The organism is Streptomyces sp. NPDC003023 (genome assembly GCF_042888225.1).
In the GTDB taxonomy this organism is placed as follows: Bacteria; Actinomycetota; Actinomycetes; order Streptomycetales; family Streptomycetaceae; genus Streptomyces.
In genome coordinates this window covers 266088-285405 of record NZ_JBIAPL010000006.1, presented here as the reverse complement: position 1 = coordinate 285405, position 19318 = coordinate 266088, and the positions used below count along the sequence as shown (strand labels likewise).

Here is a 19318-nt window from a genome sequence, read left to right as displayed (position 1 = left end):
CGCCCCCTTGTGCGCAGGTGGCGCGCATCAAGGGGGCGGTTCTCGACGGATCCGGGGGCCGTGCCTACTCGACCGTGACGGACTTGGCCAGGTTGCGCGGCTTGTCGATGTCGCGGCCCATGGCCAGTGCCGTGTGGTAGGCGAGGAGCTGGAGCGGGATGCCCATGAGGATCGGGTCCAGCTCGTCCTCGTTCTTGGGCACGACGATGGTGTGGTCGGCCTTCGCCTGCGGCTGGTGCGCGACGGCGAGGATGCGGCCGCTGCGGGCCTTGATCTCCTCGAGGGCGGCGCGGTTCTTCTCCAGCAGGTCGTCGTCGGGGACGATCGCGATCGTCGGCAGGGCGGGCTCGATGAGGGCGAGCGGGCCGTGCTTCAGCTCGGAGGCGGGGTACGCCTCGGCGTGGATGTAGGAGATCTCCTTGAGCTTCAGGGAGGCCTCCAGCGCCACCGGATAGCCCCGCACGCGGCCGATGAACATCATCGACTGGGCGCCGGCGTACTCTGCGGCGATCTTCTTGATCTCGTCCTCGGTCTCGAGGATCTCGCTGATCTGCGCGGGCAGCCTGCGCAGGCCCTCGATGATCCGCTTGCCGTCGGTCACGGACAGGTCGCGGATGCGGCCCAGGTGCAGGGCGAGCAGCGCGAAGGCGGTGACCGTGTTGGTGAAGCACTTGGTGGAGACGACGCAGACCTCGGGGCCGGCGTGGACGTACATGCCGCCGTCGGCCTCGCGGGCGATCGCCGAGCCGACGACGTTGACGACGCCGAGGACGCGGGCGCCCTTGCGCTTGAGCTCCTGGACGGCGGCCAGCACGTCGTAGGTCTCACCGGACTGGGAGACGGCGATGTAGAGGGTGTCGGGGTCCACGACCGGGTTGCGGTAGCGGAACTCCGAGGCGGGCTCGGCGTCGGCCGGGATACGGGCCATGGACTCGATGAGCCCGGCGCCGATGAGACCGGCGTGGTACGAGGTGCCGCAGCCGAGGATCTTGATCCGGCGGATGGTGCGGGCCTCGCGGGCGTCCAGGTTGAGGCCGCCGAGGTGGACGGTGGAGAACCGGTCGTCGATGCGGCCGCGCAGGACGCGGTCGACGGCGTCGGGCTGCTCGGAGATCTCCTTGTGCATGTACGTGTCGTGGCCGCCCATGTCGTAGGAGGCGGCCTCCCACTCCACGGTCTCCGGGGTGGCGGTGGTGGTCGCGCCGGAGGTCGTGTAGGTGCGGAAGTCGTCGGCTTTGAGGGTGGCCATCTCGCCGTCGTCGAGGGTGACGACCTGGCGGGTGTGGGCGATCAGGGCGGCGACGTCGGAGGCGACGAACATCTCCTTCTCGCCGATGCCGAGGACGACGGGGGAGCCGTTGCGGGCCACCACGATGCGGTCGGCGAAGTCGGCGTGCATGACGGCGATGCCGTACGTGCCCTCGATCAGCTTGACGGCCTCGCGGACCTTCTCCTCCAGGGTGGTGGCCTGGGAGCGGGCGATCAGGTGGGTGATCACCTCGGTGTCCGTCTCGGAGGCGAAGACGACGCCGTCGGCCTCGAGCTTGGCGCGCAGTTCGGCCGCGTTGTCGACGATGCCGTTGTGGACGACGGCGACCTTGTTGTCGGGGTCCAGGTGCGGGTGCGAGTTCACGTCGCTGGGGGCACCGTGCGTGGCCCAGCGGGTGTGGGCGATGCCGGTGGTGCCGGCGAAGCGCTTGGGGACGCGGGCCTCCAGGTCACGGACGCGACCCTTGGCCTTCACCATCTTCAGGGCGGCCGACTTCGGGCTGTTGATCACCACGCCCGCCGAGTCGTATCCCCGGTACTCCAGCCGCTGCAGGCCTTCCAGCAGCAGTGGAGCGACATCACGCTTGCCGATGTATCCGACAATTCCGCACATAAAGTTTCTACCCCTCCATGGATCAGATGTGTGCCCGGCCCGTGAGGGCTGTCAGCCGTAGACCATGCGGCGCAACTGGCGGAGCGAGAGCTCCGGCGGCGCCACGGCGCGGTGCGGCAGTTCGGCCGCGATCCGCTCGAAGATCTCGGCGTTCACCGCACCACCGGACTGCAGTTCACGGTGGCGGCGGCGGACGAATTCCTCGGTCGTCTCGTCGAAGTACGCCAGCACGTCGAGCACCACCCGGGCCGCTTCGCCGCGCTGGAGCGCGGTGCTGCGCACCAGGTGTTCGACAAGGTCGTCGTGCGGTGGGCGCACTGACTGGCGAGGTTCGAGCACCCGTAGATATTGGAGGTCGTGCACCCCTCACCGCAAGAATCCTGCCCGAATCCGGGCAGGAGATAGCTCACATCCGCTTCAGGACGGCCTGTTTCGCGATGCTGAACTCGTCCTCCGTCAGTACTCCCGCCTGACGCAGCTCGCCCAGCTCACGCAGACGGCGAAGCAGCGCATCGTGATCGTCCCCACCGGGAGCGGGGGCGGGGGCCGGGGTGGTGGCGGTCCCTGCGACGCGGGCCGCGGGCAGCTCCGCGGGCCGGGCGGCCGCCGGTGCCGGGCCGGCGGCGTAGGGATGCGGCATACGCGCCACGACGGCCGCCGCGACCAGGGCCATCAGCGGGTCCTTGCGGAAGCCCCACAGCTCCACCGCGTGCGGGTCGTGCTTCGGCGGGCTCTGGGCGGGCGCCGCGGCCGTGCGGAAGCGCAGGTACCCGTTCTCCAGCCCGGCGGCGGGTAGCCACTCCACCGCCTTCACGTCCGCCAGCGCCAGCGTGCGCGCACCGCCCGCCTGCTTCGACTCGGACGCCTTCCAGTTCCACTCCAGGCGGATCCGCTCGCCGTCGAACGTGACCGTGCCGTCGCCTGCTCCGACCGTGATCGGTATCGGCGGTCCCGGCAGCGCGTAGGCAGCCAGGGGTCCGGACCCCGTCTGCTCCAGCAGCAGTGCGCGACGCACCTCGTCCACGAAGTACTCAGCCACCCCGAAGCGGTCCGGTTCCACGGCCAGCCGGTACGGCGAGGAGGCGTCGTCCAGCCTGCCTCCGGTAATCTGCAGCAGGGGATCCGCGCCGTCACGCAGCCGCAACCGCAGACGGCCCGCCTTCCTGCCGGACTCGAACGAGACGCCCGCCAAGGCCTCGAGCGGAAGCGTCGTTTCGCCGAGGGCACGGCGCAGCGGACTCACGCTCCTGTCGTTGCCCGGCACGACACGGATCGTGTCCCCGTCGAACGTCCATGTCCCGTCCTTCTGGATGATTTCCGCCATGAGGGGATTCTTTCACCGGCGGAACGAGTAAGTGGTCTACACCTTGACCGTAGTTGAGGCGCGCGGTACGCATGGTGAGCCCGGCGCTCTGCCACAGACGAGACCCGTCGAAGGGACCCCAGCCTGTGAGTCAGTCCAGACCGCTTCCCCGTCTTCTCGGTTCGCTGCTGCTCGTCACGGCGGCGGCCCTCTCCGGCGCCACAGCATCCAGCCAGGCGGCCACGTCCGCCGGCGCCGAATCCACCCCCACGGCCCGCCCGCTCGGCCAGATCGTCCCCGCGCCCGCCTCCGTACTACCGGGCGGCGCGCCCTACACCCTGACCTCCAAGGCCCGCATCCAGACGGACGCCTCGCCCGAGGCGCGCGCCGTCGGGGAGCGCCTCGCCGAGGTGCTGCGCCCCTCGACCGGCTACGCCCTGCCCGTCACCACCCGGCCCGGGGCCCAGTCGATCCGGCTCCGGCTGCGGGCGGGGGAGAGCGCCCTGGGTGACGAGGGCTACCGCCTGCAGTCCGCTCCCGGCGGTGTCACCATCACCGCCCGACGGCCCGCGGGCCTCTTCCACGGCATTCAGACGCTGCGGCAGCTGCTGCCCGCCTCCGTCGAGAAGGACACACGGCAGAGCGGTCCGTGGCAGGTGGCGGGCGGCACGATCACCGACAGCCCGCGTTACGCCTACCGCGGCGCGATGCTTGACGTCTCACGGCACTTCCTCACCGTCGAGCAGGTCAAGCGCTACATCGACCATCTGGCCGTGTACAAGATCAACAAACTGCATCTGCACCTCTCCGACGACCAGGGCTGGCGCCTCGCCATCGACTCGTGGCCCCGGCTGACCACCTACGGAGGTTCCACGCAGGTCGGCGGCGGCCCCGGCGGCTTCTACACGAAGGACCAGTACCGGGAGATCCTGCGGTACGCCGCCTCCCGCTACCTCGAGGTGGTGCCGGAGATCGACATGCCGGGCCACACCAACGCCGCCCTCGCCTCGTACGCCGAACTCAACTGCGACGGCGTGGCCCCGCCGCTCTACACGGGCACGGCCGTCGGCTTCAGCTCGCTGTGCGTGCCCAAGCCGGTGACGTACGACTTCGCGGACGACGTGATCCGTGAGCTTGCCGCCCTCACCCCGGGCAAGTACATCCACATCGGTGGCGACGAGGCCCACTCCACCAGCCACGAGGACTACGTGGCGTTCATGGACCGGGTGCAGCCGATCGTCGCCAAGTACGGCAAGACCGTCATCGGCTGGCACCAGCTGACCGGCGCGACGCCGCAGAAGGGCGCCCTGGCCCAGTACTGGGGCCTCGACCGCACCAACCCGGCGGAGAAGGAACAGGTCGCGGCGGCCGCGAGGAACGGCACGGGACTGGTTCTCTCGCCGGCCGACCGGGTCTACCTCGACATGAAGTACAACAAGGAGACCAAGCTGGGTCTCGCCTGGGCCGGCTACGTGGAGGTCCAGCGGTCCTACGACTGGGACCCGGGGAACTACCTGCCGGGCGCCCCTGCCGAGGCCATCAAGGGTGTCGAGGCGCCGCTGTGGACGGAGACCATCTCCACGAACGCGCACATCGACCAGATGGCGTTCCCGCGGCTGCCCGGCGTCGCCGAGCTGGGCTGGTCCCCGGCGTCCACGCACGACTGGGACGCGTACAAGGTGCGGCTCGCCGCGCAGGGGCCGCGGCTGTCGGCCCTCGGGATCGACTACTACCGCTCGCCGCAGGTGCCGTGGCCCGCACAGTGATCTGAGAAACCGGTGCCCGGCGGGAGAGGTCGCTCCCGCCGGGCACCGGCCGTTTACGCGCGGGCCGACACCGGCGCCGGCCGACACCGTGCCGTCCTCGCCGGTCACAGCGCTAGACGGCCTCTTCGGCCGCCTCCTCGCGCAGACCGTCCTCGCTCAGGCCGCGCTTCCAGTAGCCGACGAAGGTGACCTTCCGGCGGTCGAACCCGCGGTCGTTCACCAGGTGGCGCCGCAGTGCCCTGACGCTTCCCGACTCGCCCGCGATCCACGCGTACGGGACGCCCTCGGGCAGCTTCGCGGCGGCGACGGCTTCCACGGCGGAGGGCGCGTTCTCCTCGCGGACGAGCCAGGTGACGTCGGCATCGGCGTCGCTCTCGAGCGGCAGCCTGTCCCCGGCGCGGGGGACCTCGAACCAGACCTTGGCCTTCCGGCCGGCCGGCAGCCACTCCAGGATGGCCGCGGCGGCCGGCAGAGCCGTCTCGTCCGCCCAGATCAGCACCCAGTCGGTGTCCTGCGGCGGTCGGCAGCGCACGCCGGTGTTGTCGGCGACGGCCGGGCCGAGCACTGTCACCCTGTGACCGGGTTCGGCGGCCAGGGCCCAGCGGCAGGCCGGCCCGCCGTCCTCGTGGACGGCGAAGTCGATGTCCACCTCGCCCGCCTCGGCGCGCTGCTCCCGCACCGTGTAGGAGCGCATCACGGCACGCACGTCGCCGGGCAGCGCCCGGTAGGCGCCGAGCACCGCGGAGAGGTCGCCCGCGTCGACGGGGACCACCGGCGCGTCCTGGCCGGGGTGCGGCAGGAACAGTGACAGGGACTGGTCGCGGCCGCCGGCCGCGAGGTCCTCGATGCCGTCTTCGTCCTGCCCGGTGAAGGTGATGCGGACGAGCGACGGGCCGAGCCGCCTCGTCCGCGCCACCCGCAGGTCGAAGAAGCGGAACGGGGCGGGTTCGGCCGCGGTCGTCATCGTCAGGAGACCTTCTTGGAGGTCTCGATGGCCTTGGCGAGATCCTCGAGGATCGGCGCGCACTTGTCGTACGAGTAGATCGGCTCGGTGACGCGCGGGACGACCTGACCGGCCTTCACCGCCGGGAGCCCGGCCCAGGTGGGCTTGGCCTCGAGGGTCTCGGGCTGCAGGGTGCCGGTGCGGTTGTCGAGCATGATGATGTCGGCCTCGTACTTGGCGGCGTTCTCCCAGCTGAGCTCCTCGAAGAAGCCCTGGGCGTTCGGCTCGGGCTCGACGAACTTCACGCCGAGCTCCTGGAAGTAGAGCGTGTCCGCGGACATCTTCGGTACGGAGACGTAGAAGAGGTCCTGGCTGCCGGAGCCGATGAGGACCTTCAGGTTCGGCTTGGCCTTGGCGGCCTGGCGCAGACGCTCCGCGGCCTTCTCGAAACGGGCCTTGGCGTCCGTGACGTTCTGGGACTTCATGTCGGCGCCCAGGGACTCCGCGAGGTCCGCGCGGCGCTGGAGCGCGCCCGGCATGTTGATCTGGGCGGCCCAGAGGGCGACGCTCGGGGCCAGCCCCAGGATCTTGTCCTTGGACTGGTCCGGCACGTACCAGAGGGCGTTCTTCTCCCACATGTCCGTCACCAGCAGCTCCGGTGCGAGGGCCGCGTACTTCTCGACGCTGAACTCGCCCCAGACGTTGCCCAGGATCTCGAGCTTGCTGATGTCCATGTCGCCGGCCTGGACGTCGGGCTTGCCGTCGGCCGTCCTGGTCGGGCCGAAGACGCCCTTGACCTCGATGCCGTAGTCGAACAGGGCGGCGGCGGTGCCGGTGAAGGCGACGATGTTCTTGGGCGCGGACTTCGACTCCGCCGTCTGGCCGCGGTCGTCCTTGAAGGACCAGGGGCCGGTCTCCGGGGCGGCCTTGCCCGCCTCGCCGGTCTTGTCGTTCTTGCTTTCCCGGCCGCAGGCGGCGAGCGCCACGCCGAGCCCGAGGGCGCCGCCGGCGGAGAGCAGACCGCGGCGGGTGAAATGAGAAGCTCGGGCGTTGGGCATGGTGGTGTCCGCTTTCGTACAGGTGCCGTTTCGGCCACTGGCAGGTTTCGAAGGTAGGTTAGCCTAACCTCAGAACAAGTCCAGGGGGTGCCCTCGTTCGCGTTGTCCGGGCCGGACGTGACCTTGCACACGCGACGGCGCGCGGCCCCCGGAGGGTGCCGCGCGCCGTGTGTTCCGCCCGATCAGTAGCTGAGGCCCAACTCCCTTGCGATCAGCATCCGCTGAACCTCGCTCGTGCCCTCGCCGATCTCCAGGATCTTGGAGTCCCGCCACATCCGGGCCACCGGGTACTCGTTCATGAAGCCGTATCCGCCGTGGATCTGGGTCGCCTCACGGGCGTTGTCCACCGCGACCGTCGACGAGTACAGCTTGGCGATCGCCGCCTCCTTCTTGAACGGCTCACCCGCCACCAGTCGCGACGCCGCGTCACGCCAGCCGACGCGGGCCATGTGGGCCTTCATCTCCATGTCCGCGATCTTGAACTGGATGGCCTGGTTCGCGCCGATCGGCTTCCCGAACGCGTGCCTCTCCCCGGCGTACTTCACGGACTCGTCCACGCAGCCCTGCGCGAGACCCGTCGCGAGCGCCGAGATGGCGATACGGCCCTCGTCGAGGATCCGCAGGAACTGCGCGTACCCGCGGCCCTCCTCGCCGAGCAGGTTGGCGGCCGGGACGCGGACGTCGGCGAACGACAGCTCGCGGGTGTCGGAGGCGTTCCACCCGACCTTGGAGTAGGGGGCGGCGACCGTGAAGCCGGGGGTGCCCGACGGGACGATGATGGCGGAGATCTCCGGCCGTCCGTCCGCCTTGCGGCCCGTCACCGCGGTGACGGTGACCAGACCGGTGATGTCGGTGCCCGAGTTGGTGATGAAGCACTTGGAGCCGTTGATGACCCACTCGTCGCCGTCGCGCACGGCAGTGGTCTTCGTGCCCCCGGCGTCGGAACCGCAGTCCGGCTCGGTGAGGCCGAAGGCCCCGAGGATCTCTCCGGAGCACAGCCGGGGCAGCCACTCCTGCTTCTGCTCGTCGGTGCCGAACAGGTGGATCGGCATCGCGCCGAGCGAGACACCCGCCTCCAGGGTGATCGCCACGGACGAGTCGACGCGGGCCAGCTCCTCCAAGGCGATGCCGAGGGCGAGATAGTCGCCGCCCATGCCGCCGTACTCCTCGGGGAACGGCAGCCCGAACAGGCCCATACGGCCCATCTCGCGGACGATCTCGTAAGGGAACTCGTGCCGCTCGTAGAAGTCGCCGATCTTCGGCGCTATCACGTCGTGCGCGAACTGCTCGACCGTGCGGCGGAGTTCCTCGTGTTCGGCCGACAGCCGGTGGTCCAGGGACATCAGGGGGTCACTCCTTGTGGGAGAGGGCACGGACGGTACGGGAAGGGCTGGGGCGGCCCAGCTGCTCGGCCATCCACACGCTCGTGTCGGTGAGCCGGCCGAGATCGACCCCGGTTTCTATGCCGAGGCCGTGAAGCATCCACACGAGGTCCTCGGTGGCGAGGTTTCCGGTCGCGCTCTTCGCATACGGGCAGCCGCCGAGGCCGCCGGCGGAGGAGTCGACGACGCTCACTCCGTGCTGCAGCGCGGCGAGGGTGTTGGCGAGTGCCTGGCCGTAGGTGTCGTGGAAGTGCACGGCCAGCCGGCCGCTCGGCACCCCGGCCTCGTTCAGCGCGGTGAGCAGGGCGGCGACATGGCCGGGCGTGGCGACGCCGATGGTGTCGCCGAGGCTCAGCTCGTCGCAGCCCATGTCGGCGAGGCGCCGGACGACACGGACGACCTGCTCGACGGGGACCGCGCCCTCCCACGGGTCGCCGAAGCACATGCTGAGATAGCCGCGGACCCGCAGCCCGTGCTCGACGGCCCTGGTCACGACGGGCGCGAACATGGTGAGGGCCTCGTCGACCGTGCGGTTGAGGTTGGCCTTGGCGAACGATTCGGTGGCACTGGCGAACACGGCCACCTCACGGGCCCCGAGGCCCAGGGCCCGGTCCAGGCCCCGGTCGTTGGGGACCAGGACCGGCAGCCGTACCCCCGTGAGATCACTGACGAGCGGGAACAACTGTTCCGCGTCCGCCAGTTGGGGCACCCACTTGGGGTGGACGAAGCTGGTCGCCTCGACCGTGCTCAGCCCGGCGCCGGCGAGGCGGCGGATGAACTCCGCCTTGACCTCCGTCGGCACGGTGGACTGCTCGTTCTGCAGGCCGTCGCGCGGGCCGACCTCGTGGATGCGGACGCGCGCCGGAAGACCCTTGGCGCGGACCGTCATGGGCAGGCCTTCCGTGCCGGTCATCGCCGGGCCTCCTCGTCGGTCCCGCCGGCCTCGTCCGTCTCCTCGGGAGTGACGACGGCGAGCACCTGGTCCATGGCGACGGTCGAACCCGCGGTGACGTCGAGCTCGGTGACCGTCCCTGCGTGCGGGGCGGAGATGACGTGCTCCATCTTCATCGCCTCGACCACGAGCAGGCTCTGGCCCGCCGCCACCACGTCGCCGACGGCGACCTTGACGACGGTGACCGTGCCGGGCATCGGCGCGGCCAGGGTGTCCGCACCGGAGTGGGCGGCTCCGCCGAGCGACGCCTCGACCGGGTCGTGGTCCGTGACGTGCCAGGAGTCGCCGTCCCGGCCGAGCCAGTCGCCGGCGCGGTGGAAGGTGTGCGTGACGCCGTGCATCTCCACGCGGACCGTGTGGGCCTCCACCCGGGGCGTCGACTGCCCGCGCACCGTATGGGTGACCGGCTCCGTCCCCGGAATCCGCAACGGGAAGGCGAGCGGCACGGGTGCGCCGCCCATCCGCCAGCCGCTCGGCACCGAGAACGGGTCGGTCCAGCCGTGGGCGGCGGGCGCCAGGGCCTGCGCCCGCACGGCCGCCGCCGCTTCGTACACCTCGTCCGGTACGCCGTCCGGCACCAGGTCGTCCGCCTCGCGCTCCACCAGACCGGTGTCCATCTCGCCGGACACCACCGCCGGGTGGGCCAGCAGCCGGCGCAGGAACCCGGCGTTCGTCGGGACGCCGAGCGTCACCGTGTCCGCGAGGGCGGCGCGCAGCTTGCGCAGCGCGGTCGGGCGGTCGGGGCCGTAGGCGATGACCTTGGACAGCATCGGGTCGTACAGGCTGCCGACCTCCGCGCCCTCGGTGAGGCCGGAGTCGGTGCGCACACCGTCGCCCTGCGGCTCCTGGAGCCGCAGGACCGTGCCTCCGGAGGGCAGGAAGCCGCGGGCGCCCGCTTTGAAAGACACAGTCTCGGCGCAGATCCGGGCCTCGACCGCGTGCCCGGTGAGCGTGATGTCGTCCTGGGCGAACACCAGCCGCTCGCCGGCCGCCACCCGCAGCTGCCACTCCACCAGGTCCAGGCCCGTCACCAGCTCGGTGACCGGGTGCTCGACCTGGAGACGGGTGTTCATCTCCATGAAGTAGTACTGCGAGGGGTCCGTGCCCGGGACGATGAACTCCACCGTGCCCGCGCCGCGGTAGCCGCAGGAGCGGGCGGCCTGCACGGCCGCCTCGCCCATCGCCGCACGCGTCGCCTCGTCCAGCAGGACGGACGGCGCCTCCTCGATGATCTTCTGGTGGCGGCGCTGCAGCGAGCACTCGCGCTCGCCGAGGTGCACCACGTTGCCGTGGCCGTCGGCCAGCACCTGGATCTCGATGTGCCGGGGGCGGTCGATCCAGCGCTCGACGAGCAGCGTGTCGTCGCCGAAGGAGGCGCGCGCCTCCCGCCGGGCCGCCGCGATCTCGTCCATCAGGGCCGACTCGACGCGGGTGAGCCGCATGCCCTTGCCACCGCCGCCCGCCGAGGGCTTGAGCAGCACCGGCATGCCGATCTCACGGGCCGCCGCGGCCAGTTCCTCGTCGCTCAGACCGCTGCCCGAGGAGCCGGGCACGACCGGGACGCCGGCCGCCTTCACGGTCTCCTTGGCGCGGATCTTGTCGCCCATCAGGGAGATCGCGGAGGCGGGCGGGCCGATGAAGACCAGACCGGCCTCCTCGCAGGCCCGGGCGAAGCCGGCGTTCTCCGCGAGGAACCCGTAGCCCGGATGGACGGCCTGGGCGCCGGTGCGGGTCGCGGCGTCCAGCAGCCGGTCGATCGAGAGGTAGCTCTCCGCGGCCGGCGCGGGGCCGATGCGGACGGCCGTGTCCGCCTCGCGCACATGGCGGGCGTCGGCGTCGGCGTCGCTGAAGACGGCCACGGAGCGCACGCCGAGGGACCGCAGGGTGCGGATGACCCGTACGGCGATCTCGCCCCTGTTGGCCACCAGAACGGTGTCGAACATCGTCATCGTCTTGAGGTCCCTCACATCCGGAAGACGCCGAAGCCGGCGTCTCCCAACGGTGCGTTGGCACACGCGGTCAGAGCGAGCCCCAGCACCTGCCGGGTCTCCATCGGGTCGATCACGCCGTCGTCCCACAGGCGGGCCGTCGCGTAGTAGGCGTTGCCCTGTGTCTCGTACTGGGCGCGGATCGGATCCTTGAAGGTCTCCTCCTGCTCGGCGGACCACTGCTCGCCGCGGCCCTCCAGCTGGTCCCGCTTGACGGTGGCCAGCACGGAGGCGGCCTGCTCGCCGCCCATGACCGAGATCTTGGCGTTGGGCCACATCCACAGGAAGCGGGGGCTGTACGCCCGGCCGCACATGGAGTAGTTGCCCGCGCCGTACGAACCGCCGACGACGACCGTCAGCTTGGGCACACGGGTGCAGGCCACGGCGGTGACCATCTTGGCGCCGTGCTTGGCGATGCCGCCCGCCTCGTAGTCCTTGCCGACCATGAAGCCGGAGATGTTCTGGAGGAAGAGCAGCGGGATGCCGCGCTGGTCGCACAGCTCGATGAAGTGCGCGCCCTTCTGGGCGGACTCGGCGAACAGGATGCCGTTGTTGGCGACGATGCCGACGGGATGGCCGTGGATCCGTGCGAAGCCGGTGATCAGGGTCTGGCCGAACTCGGACTTGAACTCCGAGAAGCGGGAGCCGTCCGCGATCCTGGCGATGACCTCGCGGACGTCGTACGGGGTGCGGGAGTCGACCGGCACCGCGCCGTACAGCCCGGCGGGGTCGACCTTGGGCTCCTCGGCGGGCTCGACCGTCCAGGGCAGCGGGCCGCGCTCCGGAAGCGTCGCCACGATGTTGCGCACGATCCGCAGCGCGTGCGCGTCGTCCTCCGCGAGGTGGTCGGTGACGCCGGAGACGCGGGAGTGGACCTCGCCGCCGCCGAGCTCCTCCGCGGTGACGACCTCGCCGGTCGCCGCCTTCACCAGCGGCGGACCGCCGAGGAAGATCGTGCCCTGGTTGCGCACGATCACCGCCTCGTCGCTCATCGCGGGGACGTACGCGCCGCCGGCCGTGCAGGAGCCGAGGACGGCCGCGATCTGCGGGATGCCCGCGCCGGACATCCGGGCCTGGTTGTAGAAGATGCGCCCGAAGTGCTCGCGGTCGGGGAAGACCTCGTCCTGCATCGGCAGGAACGCGCCGCCCGAGTCGACCAGATAGACGCAGGGCAGCCGGTTCTCCAGCGCCACCTCCTGCGCCCGCAGGTGCTTCTTCACCGTCATCGGGTAGTAGGTGCCGCCCTTGACGGTCGCGTCGTTCGCCACGACGACGACCTCACGGCCGCTGACCCGGCCGATGCCGGCGATGACACCGGCGGCGGGCGCCTGCCCCTCGTACATCCCCTCGGCCGCCAGCGGGGCCAGCTCCAGGAAGGGCGAGCCGGGGTCGAGAAGGTTGTCCACCCTGTCCCTCGGCAGCAGCTTGCCGCGCGCCGTGTGACGGGCGCGCGCCTTCTCGCCGCCGCCGAGGCGGGCCGCCGCGAGGCGGGACCGCAGGCCGTCGGCGAGCTCCTGGTGTGCTGCCTCATTGGCCTGCCAGGCCTCGGACGCCGGGTCCGCGGCGCTCGTCAGCACTGGTGCCTGCTGCATCGATCGAGCTCCCTTGCTCGGTTAATGAGCGTTAACGTGTTGCGTCCAGGTTAACGACCGCTAACCCGGCTGTCTAGAATGAATGTTCATGAGCACCAGGACCGCGGCCCCGACCCGCCGTGAGCAGATCCTCAAGGCGGCCGCCCGCCTCTTCGCCGAGCGCGGTTTCCACGGCGTGGGCGTCGACGAGATAGGAGCGGCCGTCGGCATCAGCGGCCCCGGTCTGTACCGCCACTTCGCGGGCAAGGACGCGATGCTGGCGGAGCTGCTGGTCGGCATCAGCGAGCGCCTCCTGGACGGGGGGCGGCTGCGGGTCGAGGAGGCCGGAGCAGCACCTGAGGCCCTGCTCGAGTCCCTCATCGACGGCCACATCGACTTCGCGCTGGACGACCGCCCGCTCATCACATTGCACGACCGGGAGCTGGACCGCCTCCGCGACAGTGACCGCAAACTGGTGCGGCAGCTGCAGCGGCAGTACGTGGAACTGTGGGTGACGGTGGTGCGCGAGCTGCACCCCGAGGTCGCCGAGTCCGAGGCCAGGACGGCGGTCCACGCCGTCTTCGGCCTGCTGAACTCGACCCCGCACCTCGGGGCGAACGGCGGCGGGCCACTGGGCCGCGCGGCGACAGAGACGCTGCTCAGGCGCCTGGCGCACGGGGCGTTCGCCTCACTGGCCGGCTGACCGGGCGGCGGGCCCCGCCGCCCGGGGTCCCAGCGGGCAATACGGTCGACACGCTCCGCGCACCCCACGGCACAATGGGTCCATGCCGATACCCAGCCGCGCCGCTCTTGTCGACCACCTCGTCCGCTCACGTATCGCCGGAGACGTCGCCACGCCCCGCGACAACAACCTCTCCCACTACCGCAAGCTGGCCAACGGCGACCGGCACTACTGGCTCGGTCTCGAACTCGGCAACCGCTGGAGCGACGAGCAGGACGTGCTGGCAGTCATGGCCGAGCGGTGCGGCGTGAGCGACGACCCTGAACACCGGCACGGCCAGGACACCATCGACCCCGAGCTCACCGTCGACGCCCTCGAGCGCATGGCGGCACGGCTCCGCAAGGCGGCCGACGCCAAGGAGCGCGTGCTCTTCGCCACCGGGCACCCCGGCGGACTCCTCGACGTGCACCGGCAGACCGCGGCGGCACTGCGGGCGGCCGGATGCGAGATCGTGCGCATCCCGGGCGGGCTGATGACCGAGGAGGGCATGGTCTTCCAGTTCGCCGACGTCGCGGTGCTTGAGCACGGCGCCACCCTGTGGCACACCCACTCGCCGACGCCGATGGCCGCGATCCTCGACGGCCTGGCGCGTGAGGGCAGGCCACTTCCCGACCTGGTCGTGGCCGACCACGGCTGGGCCGGCTGCGCGGGCCAGCGAGGCCTGGACTCCATCGGCTACGCGGACTGCAACGACCCCGCCCTGTTCATCGGCGAGGCCGAGGGCACCCTCCAGGTGACCGTCCCCCTCGACGACCACGTCACCGACCCGCGCTTCTACGAGCCGATGACGGACTACCTGCTGGACGCGGCGGGCCTCACGCCCGCGGAGTGAGCCCTCGGGCCGGCCGGCCGGCGGGCTCGCGTGTTCGCTCCCGCTCACGGAGTGTGTCCTGCGGCGCGTGCGGCCCGCGGTGTGTGCTGTCGGCCGGGACCGCGGCATGAGCCCGCGGCGCGGCCCGCGGCACGAGTGCCTGCGTCCGGTGCACGGTACGAGCCCCTCGGCCGGGACCGGGGCGGGTGCCCTGCCGGGAGTGTCACCGCCGCGGGTGCCTTCGGCCGGACGGCGGGACGAGCTCTCGGCTCAGTCGCGCCGGCGGCCGCGCACCACGCAGTACGTCCCGACGAACAGCGTCAGGGACAGCGCACCGCGCAGGACGAGCCCGAGCCCGTACCGCCGGCCGGTACCGAGCTCGATCACCCGGTCGCGCAGGACGAATAAGAGCACCACCGAGCCGATGATCAGTACGACCCCGCCGAGGACCCATGCCGCCCGGGCATGGGGGGACGCGTTCGCCCATCCGGCGGTCCCGGCCGCGTCGTGCGCCGGTTCATCGGCGTACGACGGTTCCTCCTCGGCTCGGGAAACCGCACTCATCGGTCAACCTTCGGGACGGGCACAGCGGCCCGGGCGGCATGGTCCCGGGGGTTGGTCCGTCCCCCGGGGATCCGACGGAGCGCCTGTGGCGTTCCGCAGTCGTGTCCGAGAAGTCCCGCCGCCCCGCGCGTGTGGGGCGCGCGGGGATGCGTTCCGGACAGTCCCTAGGATCTGCACCCAGGCTCTCAGTCGCCGCCGCCGCATCGCTCAGACCACAGGACGACCTTTGCTCTACGACTTGAGGCCGGTGCGTGTGCTCATCGTCGACGACGAGGAACTCGTGCGCACCGCGCTCCGCCAGATCCTCGGCCGGGCCGAGGGAGTCACCGTCGCCGGGACCTGCGACGGACCCGACGCCCTCGACGCGGTCCGCGAACTCACGCCCGACCTGGTCCTCCTCGACATCGACATGCCACGGGCGCACGGCCTCGACGTGCTGCGCACCCTCAGAGAACTGCCGCGTCCACCGGCGGTCGCCATGCTGACCGCCCTCGACACCGCCGACCATGTGGAACGCGCTCTGCGGGACGGCGCCTCCGGCTTCCTGCTCAAGACGACGGAGCCGCGCCTGTTCGTCGACGCCGTGCGGCTGCTCGCCGCCGGAGGGGTGGTCTGCACCCCTCCGGGCAGTGCCGACGTACTCGCCCGCCACGCCGGTTCCGCCCCCGTCGCCGTGCCGCCCGCCACCGACGACCTCACCGGCCTCACCGAACGCGAACGCGAGGTACTCGCCCTGATCGCGGCGGGGCTGTCCAACACCGACATCGCCGTGCACCTCGGCATGGGCGTGACCACGGTCAAGACACACGTCGGGGCGCTCAAGCGGAAGCTCGCCGTGAACAGCAGGGTGGGCCTGGCCGCCGTCGTCCACCGGACCACCGGCGGCGGGGGCACCGGATGAGGGCCCGCCTGTGGGCCGTCGAAGCCCTCGTCGTCACCTGCGCCGTCGCCGAGGTGCTGGCCACCCGGCCCTGGCTGGAGAACTGGATGACGGTGGCCGCGCTCGTCGTCGCCTGCGTCCTGCCCCTGCGGCGGCGCCTGCCCCGTACGGTGCTCGCCGTCGCACTCCCCACGCTCGCCACCGGGGTGCTCTGGCTGCCCGGGATGTGCGCGCTCCACGCGCTCGCCGCGACCGAACGCCGCCGCCGAGAGGTGGTCGCGGGGGCCGTGGCCGTCGCGGTCCTGGCGTTCGTCCCGTGGCGCGACCTCGGCGGGGACGTCTGGTCGCTGCCGGACATCACCCTCGGCGTCCTGCTCGCCGGACTGCTCGCCGTGGCGCCCGCCGCCCTGGGCCTCCTCGGCCGTGCCCGGGCCGAACTCGCCGCCCGCCTCGCCGAGCTGGCGCTCTCGAGGGAGCGCGAACGCCGTTACGCCGAGGAGCAGGCCGCGCTGCGGGAGCGGGAGCGGCTGGCCCGTGACGTCCACGACACCGCCGCCCACCACCTGAGCCTGATCAGCCTGCGCTGCGGTGCCCTCGCGGCGGCCGCGGAGTCCGCCCCGTACCGGGAGGAGGCCGCCGCCCTGGGCGAGCTCGGGCGCCGGGCCGCGGCCGATCTGCGCCGGGCCATCCGCCACGACGGCCCCGGCCTGGCGCAGTTGCCGGAACTCCTCGAGGCCGCGGCGGACATAGTGCGATCGGTGGATCTGGACCCCGGCGACTGCCCACCGGCGGTCCAGCACACCGCGTACCGCGTCGTGCAGGAGGCCCTGACCAACATCCGCCGCCACGCGCCGGGTGTCCGGGCGGACGTCTCGGTCCGCCGCACCGGGGACGTACTGCGCATCACGGTCCGCAACACCCCGCCGCCGGCTCCCTGTACGTCCCCGGACGACGGCGGCCACGGCCTCCCCGGCCTCCGCACCCGCGCGGCGGCCCTCGGCGGCACCCTCACGGCGGCCCCGACGCCGGACGGCGGCTTCGTCGTCTCCGCGACCCTGCCGGTGCCGGCGACGCCAGGAGCGTCGGTGACGCCCCCCTGATCCCAGGCCGTCAACGCGACGTCGCCCTTCCCTCGAAGGGGCGCTTCTCGCGAGGGACGGGCACCATGCCGACGTTGCCGCTGCCGGCAGCCCGGCGCGGGCCCTCGACGCGGCGCTCAGCGTCGAACCGGACGGCGCGACAGCTCATGCGTGGCGTTCAACGCGCACACGCCCGCTGCCCGAGCAACGGGCGTGGGTTCGTCTCACGTCAGTCGCGGGGGACCCGGACCACGCCCTCCTGGATGACCGTGATCGCCAGGCGCCCGTCCTGGGTCCAGATCCGGGCCTGGCCCAGACCGCGTCCGCCGGAGGAGGACGGCGACTCCTGGTCGTACAGCAGCCATTCGTCCGCGCGGAACGGCCGGTGGAACCACATCGCGTGGTCCAGCGACGCCCCGACCACGTCCCCGACAGCCCAGCCGCCTCGGCCGTGCGCCAGCAGCACCGAGTCGAGCAGCGTCATGTCCGAGACGTACGTCGCCAGGCAGACGTGCAGCAGCGGGTCGTCGGCGAGCTTGCCGTTCGTGCGGAACCACACCTGGGAGCGCGGCTCGCGCGGTTCGCCGACCGTGCCGTACGGCGGCTCGTCCACGTAGCGCAGGTCGACCGACGCACGCGCCTCCAGGAACCGGTCGACGACGCCGCGGTCGACGAACAGGTCCGCGTAGCGCGGCAGCGTCTCCTCCGCCGTCGGCAGCGAATCCGGGTCGGGGGAGGCCGGCATCCGGGCCTGGTGGTCCAGGCCCTCCTCGTACGTCTGGAACGAAGCGGACAGGTGGAAGATCGGCTGTCCGTGCTGGACCGCGACGACCCGGCGGGTCGTGAACGACCTGCCGTCACGGATGCGGTCGACCGTGTAGACGATCGGCGCGCCCGGGTCGCCCATGCGCAGGAAGTACGAGTGCAGGGAGTGCGCCGTGCGGTCCGCGGGGACCGTCCGGCCCGCGGCCACCAGGGCCTGGGCGGCCACCTGCCCGCCGAAGACCCTGGGGACGACGGCGGACCGGGAGCGGCCGCGGAAGATGTTCTGCTCGATCTGCTCCAGGTCGAGCAGGTCGAGCAGACCCTCGAGTGCTGAGCTCATGACGGTGACGGTACTTACAGACCCATGTCCTTGGCGATGATCATCTTCATGACCTCGCTGGTGCCGCCGTAGATGCGGTTGACGCGGTTGTCCGCGTACAGGCGGGCGATCGGGTACTCGTTCATGAACCCGTAGCCGCCGTGCAGCTGGAGGCACCGGTCGATGACGCGGTGCGCGACCTCGGTGCAGAACAGCTTCGCGGACGCGGCCTCCGCGGCCGTGAGCTCGCCCGCGTCCAGCGCCTCCGTGGCGCGGTCGACGACGGCCTCTGCGGCGTCCACCTCGGCCTTGCAGGCGGCCAGTTCGAACTTGGTGTTCTGGAAGGAGGCGACCGTCTTGCCGAAGACGGTGCGGTCCTGCACGTACTCCTGGGCGAACCGGACGGCGGCCTTGGCCTGCGCGTACGCGCCGAACGCGATGCCCCAGCGCTCGGACGGCAGGTTCTGGCCGAGGTAGTGGAAGCCCTTGTTCTCCTCGCCGAGCAGGTCCTCGACCGGAACCTTCACGTCGACGAACGCCAGCTCGGCGGTGTCGGAGGTCTTGAGACCGAGCTTGTCCAGCTTGCGGCCGACCGAGTAGCCCGCGGCCTTGGTGTCCACGGCGAAGAGGGAGATGCCGTGGCGGCGGTCCTCGGCGGTCGGCGCGGCCGTACGGGCGCACACGATCACGCGGTCGGCGTGGACGCCGCCGGTGATGAAGGTCTTCGCGCCGTTGAGGACGTAGTGCGTGCCGTCCTCGGAGAGCTTGGCGGTGCTCTTCATGCCCGCCAGGTCCGAGCCGGTGCCGGGCTCGGTCATCGCCAGCGCCCACATCTCCTCGCCGGAGACGAACTTGGGCAGGAAGCGCTTCTTCTGCTCGTCGGTGGCGAGCGCCTTGAGGTAGGGGAGGGCGAGCAGCACATGCACGCCGGATCCGCCGAAGGAGACACCGGCGCGCGCGGTCTCCTCGTAGAGCACGGCCTCGAACTTGTGGGTGTCCATGCCCGCGCCGCCGAACTCCTCGGGCACGTTGATGCCGAAGATGCCCAGGTCACCGAGCTTGTGGTAGAAGTCGCGCGGCGCCTGACCCGCAGCGAACCACTCGTCGTAGACGGGGACGACCTCGGCCTCGATGAAGGCGCGGATGGTGTCCCGGAACGCCTCGTGGTCCTCGTTGAAAACGGTACGGCGCACGGACGCCTCCTCGTGACAGTGACTGTGTGGGTACGCTGCGATGCAATGTCTAAGCGCTTGCTCAGTCTAAGTTACCGGGCGGTTGTTGAAAGTGTCCATAGTGATGCTGCGCACGCGCGC

At 71.4% G+C, this 19318-nt stretch carries 17 protein-coding genes; 5 read left to right on the top strand and 12 right to left on the bottom strand.

Going from position 1 to position 19318, the window contains the following annotated elements; genetic code table 11:
* Positions 1 to 64 precede the first annotated feature (64 nt).
* The 3 genes from glmS to ACFYV1_RS21505 form a co-directional block, all read right to left on the bottom strand.
* On the bottom strand, positions 65 to 1882 hold the full coding sequence (gene glmS, locus ACFYV1_RS21515) for a glutamine--fructose-6-phosphate transaminase (isomerizing) (protein ID WP_389397118.1): 1818 nt from the start codon (positions 1880 to 1882) through the stop codon (positions 65 to 67).
* Between the two features lie 51 nt (positions 1883 to 1933).
* Positions 1934 to 2200, bottom strand: a complete 267-nt coding sequence (locus ACFYV1_RS21510; RefSeq protein ID WP_389397303.1) for a hypothetical protein — start codon at positions 2198 to 2200, stop codon at positions 1934 to 1936.
* Between the two features lie 88 nt (positions 2201 to 2288).
* Positions 2289 to 3206 carry a DUF4429 domain-containing protein gene (locus ACFYV1_RS21505; protein WP_389397117.1) on the bottom strand — a complete coding sequence of 306 codons (918 nt, stop codon included), beginning with the start codon at positions 3204 to 3206 and terminating at the stop codon, positions 2289 to 2291.
* Positions 3207 to 3331: 125 nt separating this feature from the next.
* Between ACFYV1_RS21505 and ACFYV1_RS21500 the strand changes: the two genes are divergently transcribed.
* Positions 3332 to 4951, top strand: coding sequence for a beta-N-acetylhexosaminidase (locus ACFYV1_RS21500; RefSeq protein ID WP_389397116.1), 1620 nt, complete (start codon positions 3332 to 3334; stop codon positions 4949 to 4951).
* Between the two features lie 112 nt (positions 4952 to 5063).
* On the opposite strand, the gene ACFYV1_RS21495 is transcribed toward ACFYV1_RS21500, so the two are convergent.
* From ACFYV1_RS21495 to ACFYV1_RS21470, 6 genes are all read right to left on the bottom strand, one after another.
* Positions 5064 to 5915, bottom strand: coding sequence for a siderophore-interacting protein (locus ACFYV1_RS21495; protein ID WP_389397115.1), 852 nt, complete (start codon positions 5913 to 5915; stop codon positions 5064 to 5066).
* Positions 5916 to 5917: 2 nt separating this feature from the next.
* Positions 5918 to 6952, bottom strand: a complete 1035-nt coding sequence (locus ACFYV1_RS21490; protein ID WP_389397114.1) for an ABC transporter substrate-binding protein — start codon at positions 6950 to 6952, stop codon at positions 5918 to 5920.
* A 182-nt stretch (positions 6953 to 7134) separates the two neighbouring features.
* Entirely contained in the window at positions 7135 to 8295 is a 1161-nt protein-coding gene (locus tag ACFYV1_RS21485; protein ID WP_389397113.1) for an acyl-CoA dehydrogenase family protein, read from the bottom strand.
* 7 nt (positions 8296 to 8302) lie between these two features.
* A complete protein-coding gene (locus ACFYV1_RS21480) occupies positions 8303 to 9247 on the bottom strand; it encodes a hydroxymethylglutaryl-CoA lyase (protein ID WP_389397112.1) in 945 nt (314 codons plus the stop codon).
* Complete coding sequence (locus ACFYV1_RS21475) at positions 9244 to 11229, bottom strand: acetyl/propionyl/methylcrotonyl-CoA carboxylase subunit alpha (RefSeq protein WP_389397302.1); 1986 nt, start codon at positions 11227 to 11229, stop codon at positions 9244 to 9246. Before ACFYV1_RS21475 ends, ACFYV1_RS21480 begins: the two co-directional genes overlap by 4 nt.
* A 20-nt stretch (positions 11230 to 11249) precedes the next feature.
* Entirely contained in the window at positions 11250 to 12866 is a 1617-nt protein-coding gene (locus ACFYV1_RS21470; RefSeq protein ID WP_389397111.1) for a carboxyl transferase domain-containing protein, read from the bottom strand.
* An 88-nt stretch (positions 12867 to 12954) separates the two neighbouring features.
* On the opposite strand from ACFYV1_RS21470, the gene ACFYV1_RS21465 reads away from it, so the two are divergent.
* Both ACFYV1_RS21465 and ACFYV1_RS21460 read left to right on the top strand, forming a co-directional pair.
* Positions 12955 to 13548 (top strand): TetR/AcrR family transcriptional regulator, encoded by a 594-nt coding sequence (locus ACFYV1_RS21465; RefSeq protein ID WP_389397110.1) that lies wholly within the window; start codon positions 12955 to 12957, stop codon positions 13546 to 13548.
* 82 nt (positions 13549 to 13630) lie between these two features.
* Complete coding sequence (locus tag ACFYV1_RS21460) at positions 13631 to 14419, top strand: phosphatase (protein WP_389397109.1); 789 nt, start codon at positions 13631 to 13633, stop codon at positions 14417 to 14419.
* 249 nt (positions 14420 to 14668) lie between these two features.
* Here the strand turns inward: ACFYV1_RS21460 and ACFYV1_RS21455 are convergent, their stop codons facing one another.
* Positions 14669 to 14962 (bottom strand): hypothetical protein, encoded by a 294-nt coding sequence (locus ACFYV1_RS21455; protein WP_389397108.1) that lies wholly within the window; start codon positions 14960 to 14962, stop codon positions 14669 to 14671.
* A gap of 226 nt (positions 14963 to 15188) precedes the next feature.
* Here ACFYV1_RS21455 and ACFYV1_RS21450 point away from each other — a divergent pair, with 226 nt between their 5' ends.
* Together ACFYV1_RS21450 and ACFYV1_RS21445 are read left to right on the top strand one after the other, a co-directional pair.
* Entirely contained in the window at positions 15189 to 15863 is a 675-nt protein-coding gene (locus tag ACFYV1_RS21450) for a response regulator (protein WP_389397107.1), read from the top strand.
* Positions 15860 to 16942 carry a sensor histidine kinase gene (locus ACFYV1_RS21445; RefSeq protein WP_389397106.1) on the top strand — a complete coding sequence of 361 codons (1083 nt, stop codon included), beginning with the start codon at positions 15860 to 15862 and terminating at the stop codon, positions 16940 to 16942. The genes ACFYV1_RS21450 and ACFYV1_RS21445 overlap by 4 nt, the downstream gene beginning before the upstream one ends.
* 208 nt (positions 16943 to 17150) lie before the next feature.
* Here the strand turns inward: ACFYV1_RS21445 and tesB are convergent, their stop codons facing one another.
* Positions 17151 to 18026, bottom strand: a complete 876-nt coding sequence (tesB, locus tag ACFYV1_RS21440; RefSeq protein ID WP_389397105.1) for an acyl-CoA thioesterase II — start codon at positions 18024 to 18026, stop codon at positions 17151 to 17153.
* A gap of 14 nt (positions 18027 to 18040) precedes the next feature.
* Positions 18041 to 19198, bottom strand: coding sequence for an acyl-CoA dehydrogenase family protein (locus ACFYV1_RS21435; protein ID WP_389397104.1), 1158 nt, complete (start codon positions 19196 to 19198; stop codon positions 18041 to 18043).
* Positions 19199 to 19318 lie beyond the last annotated feature (120 nt).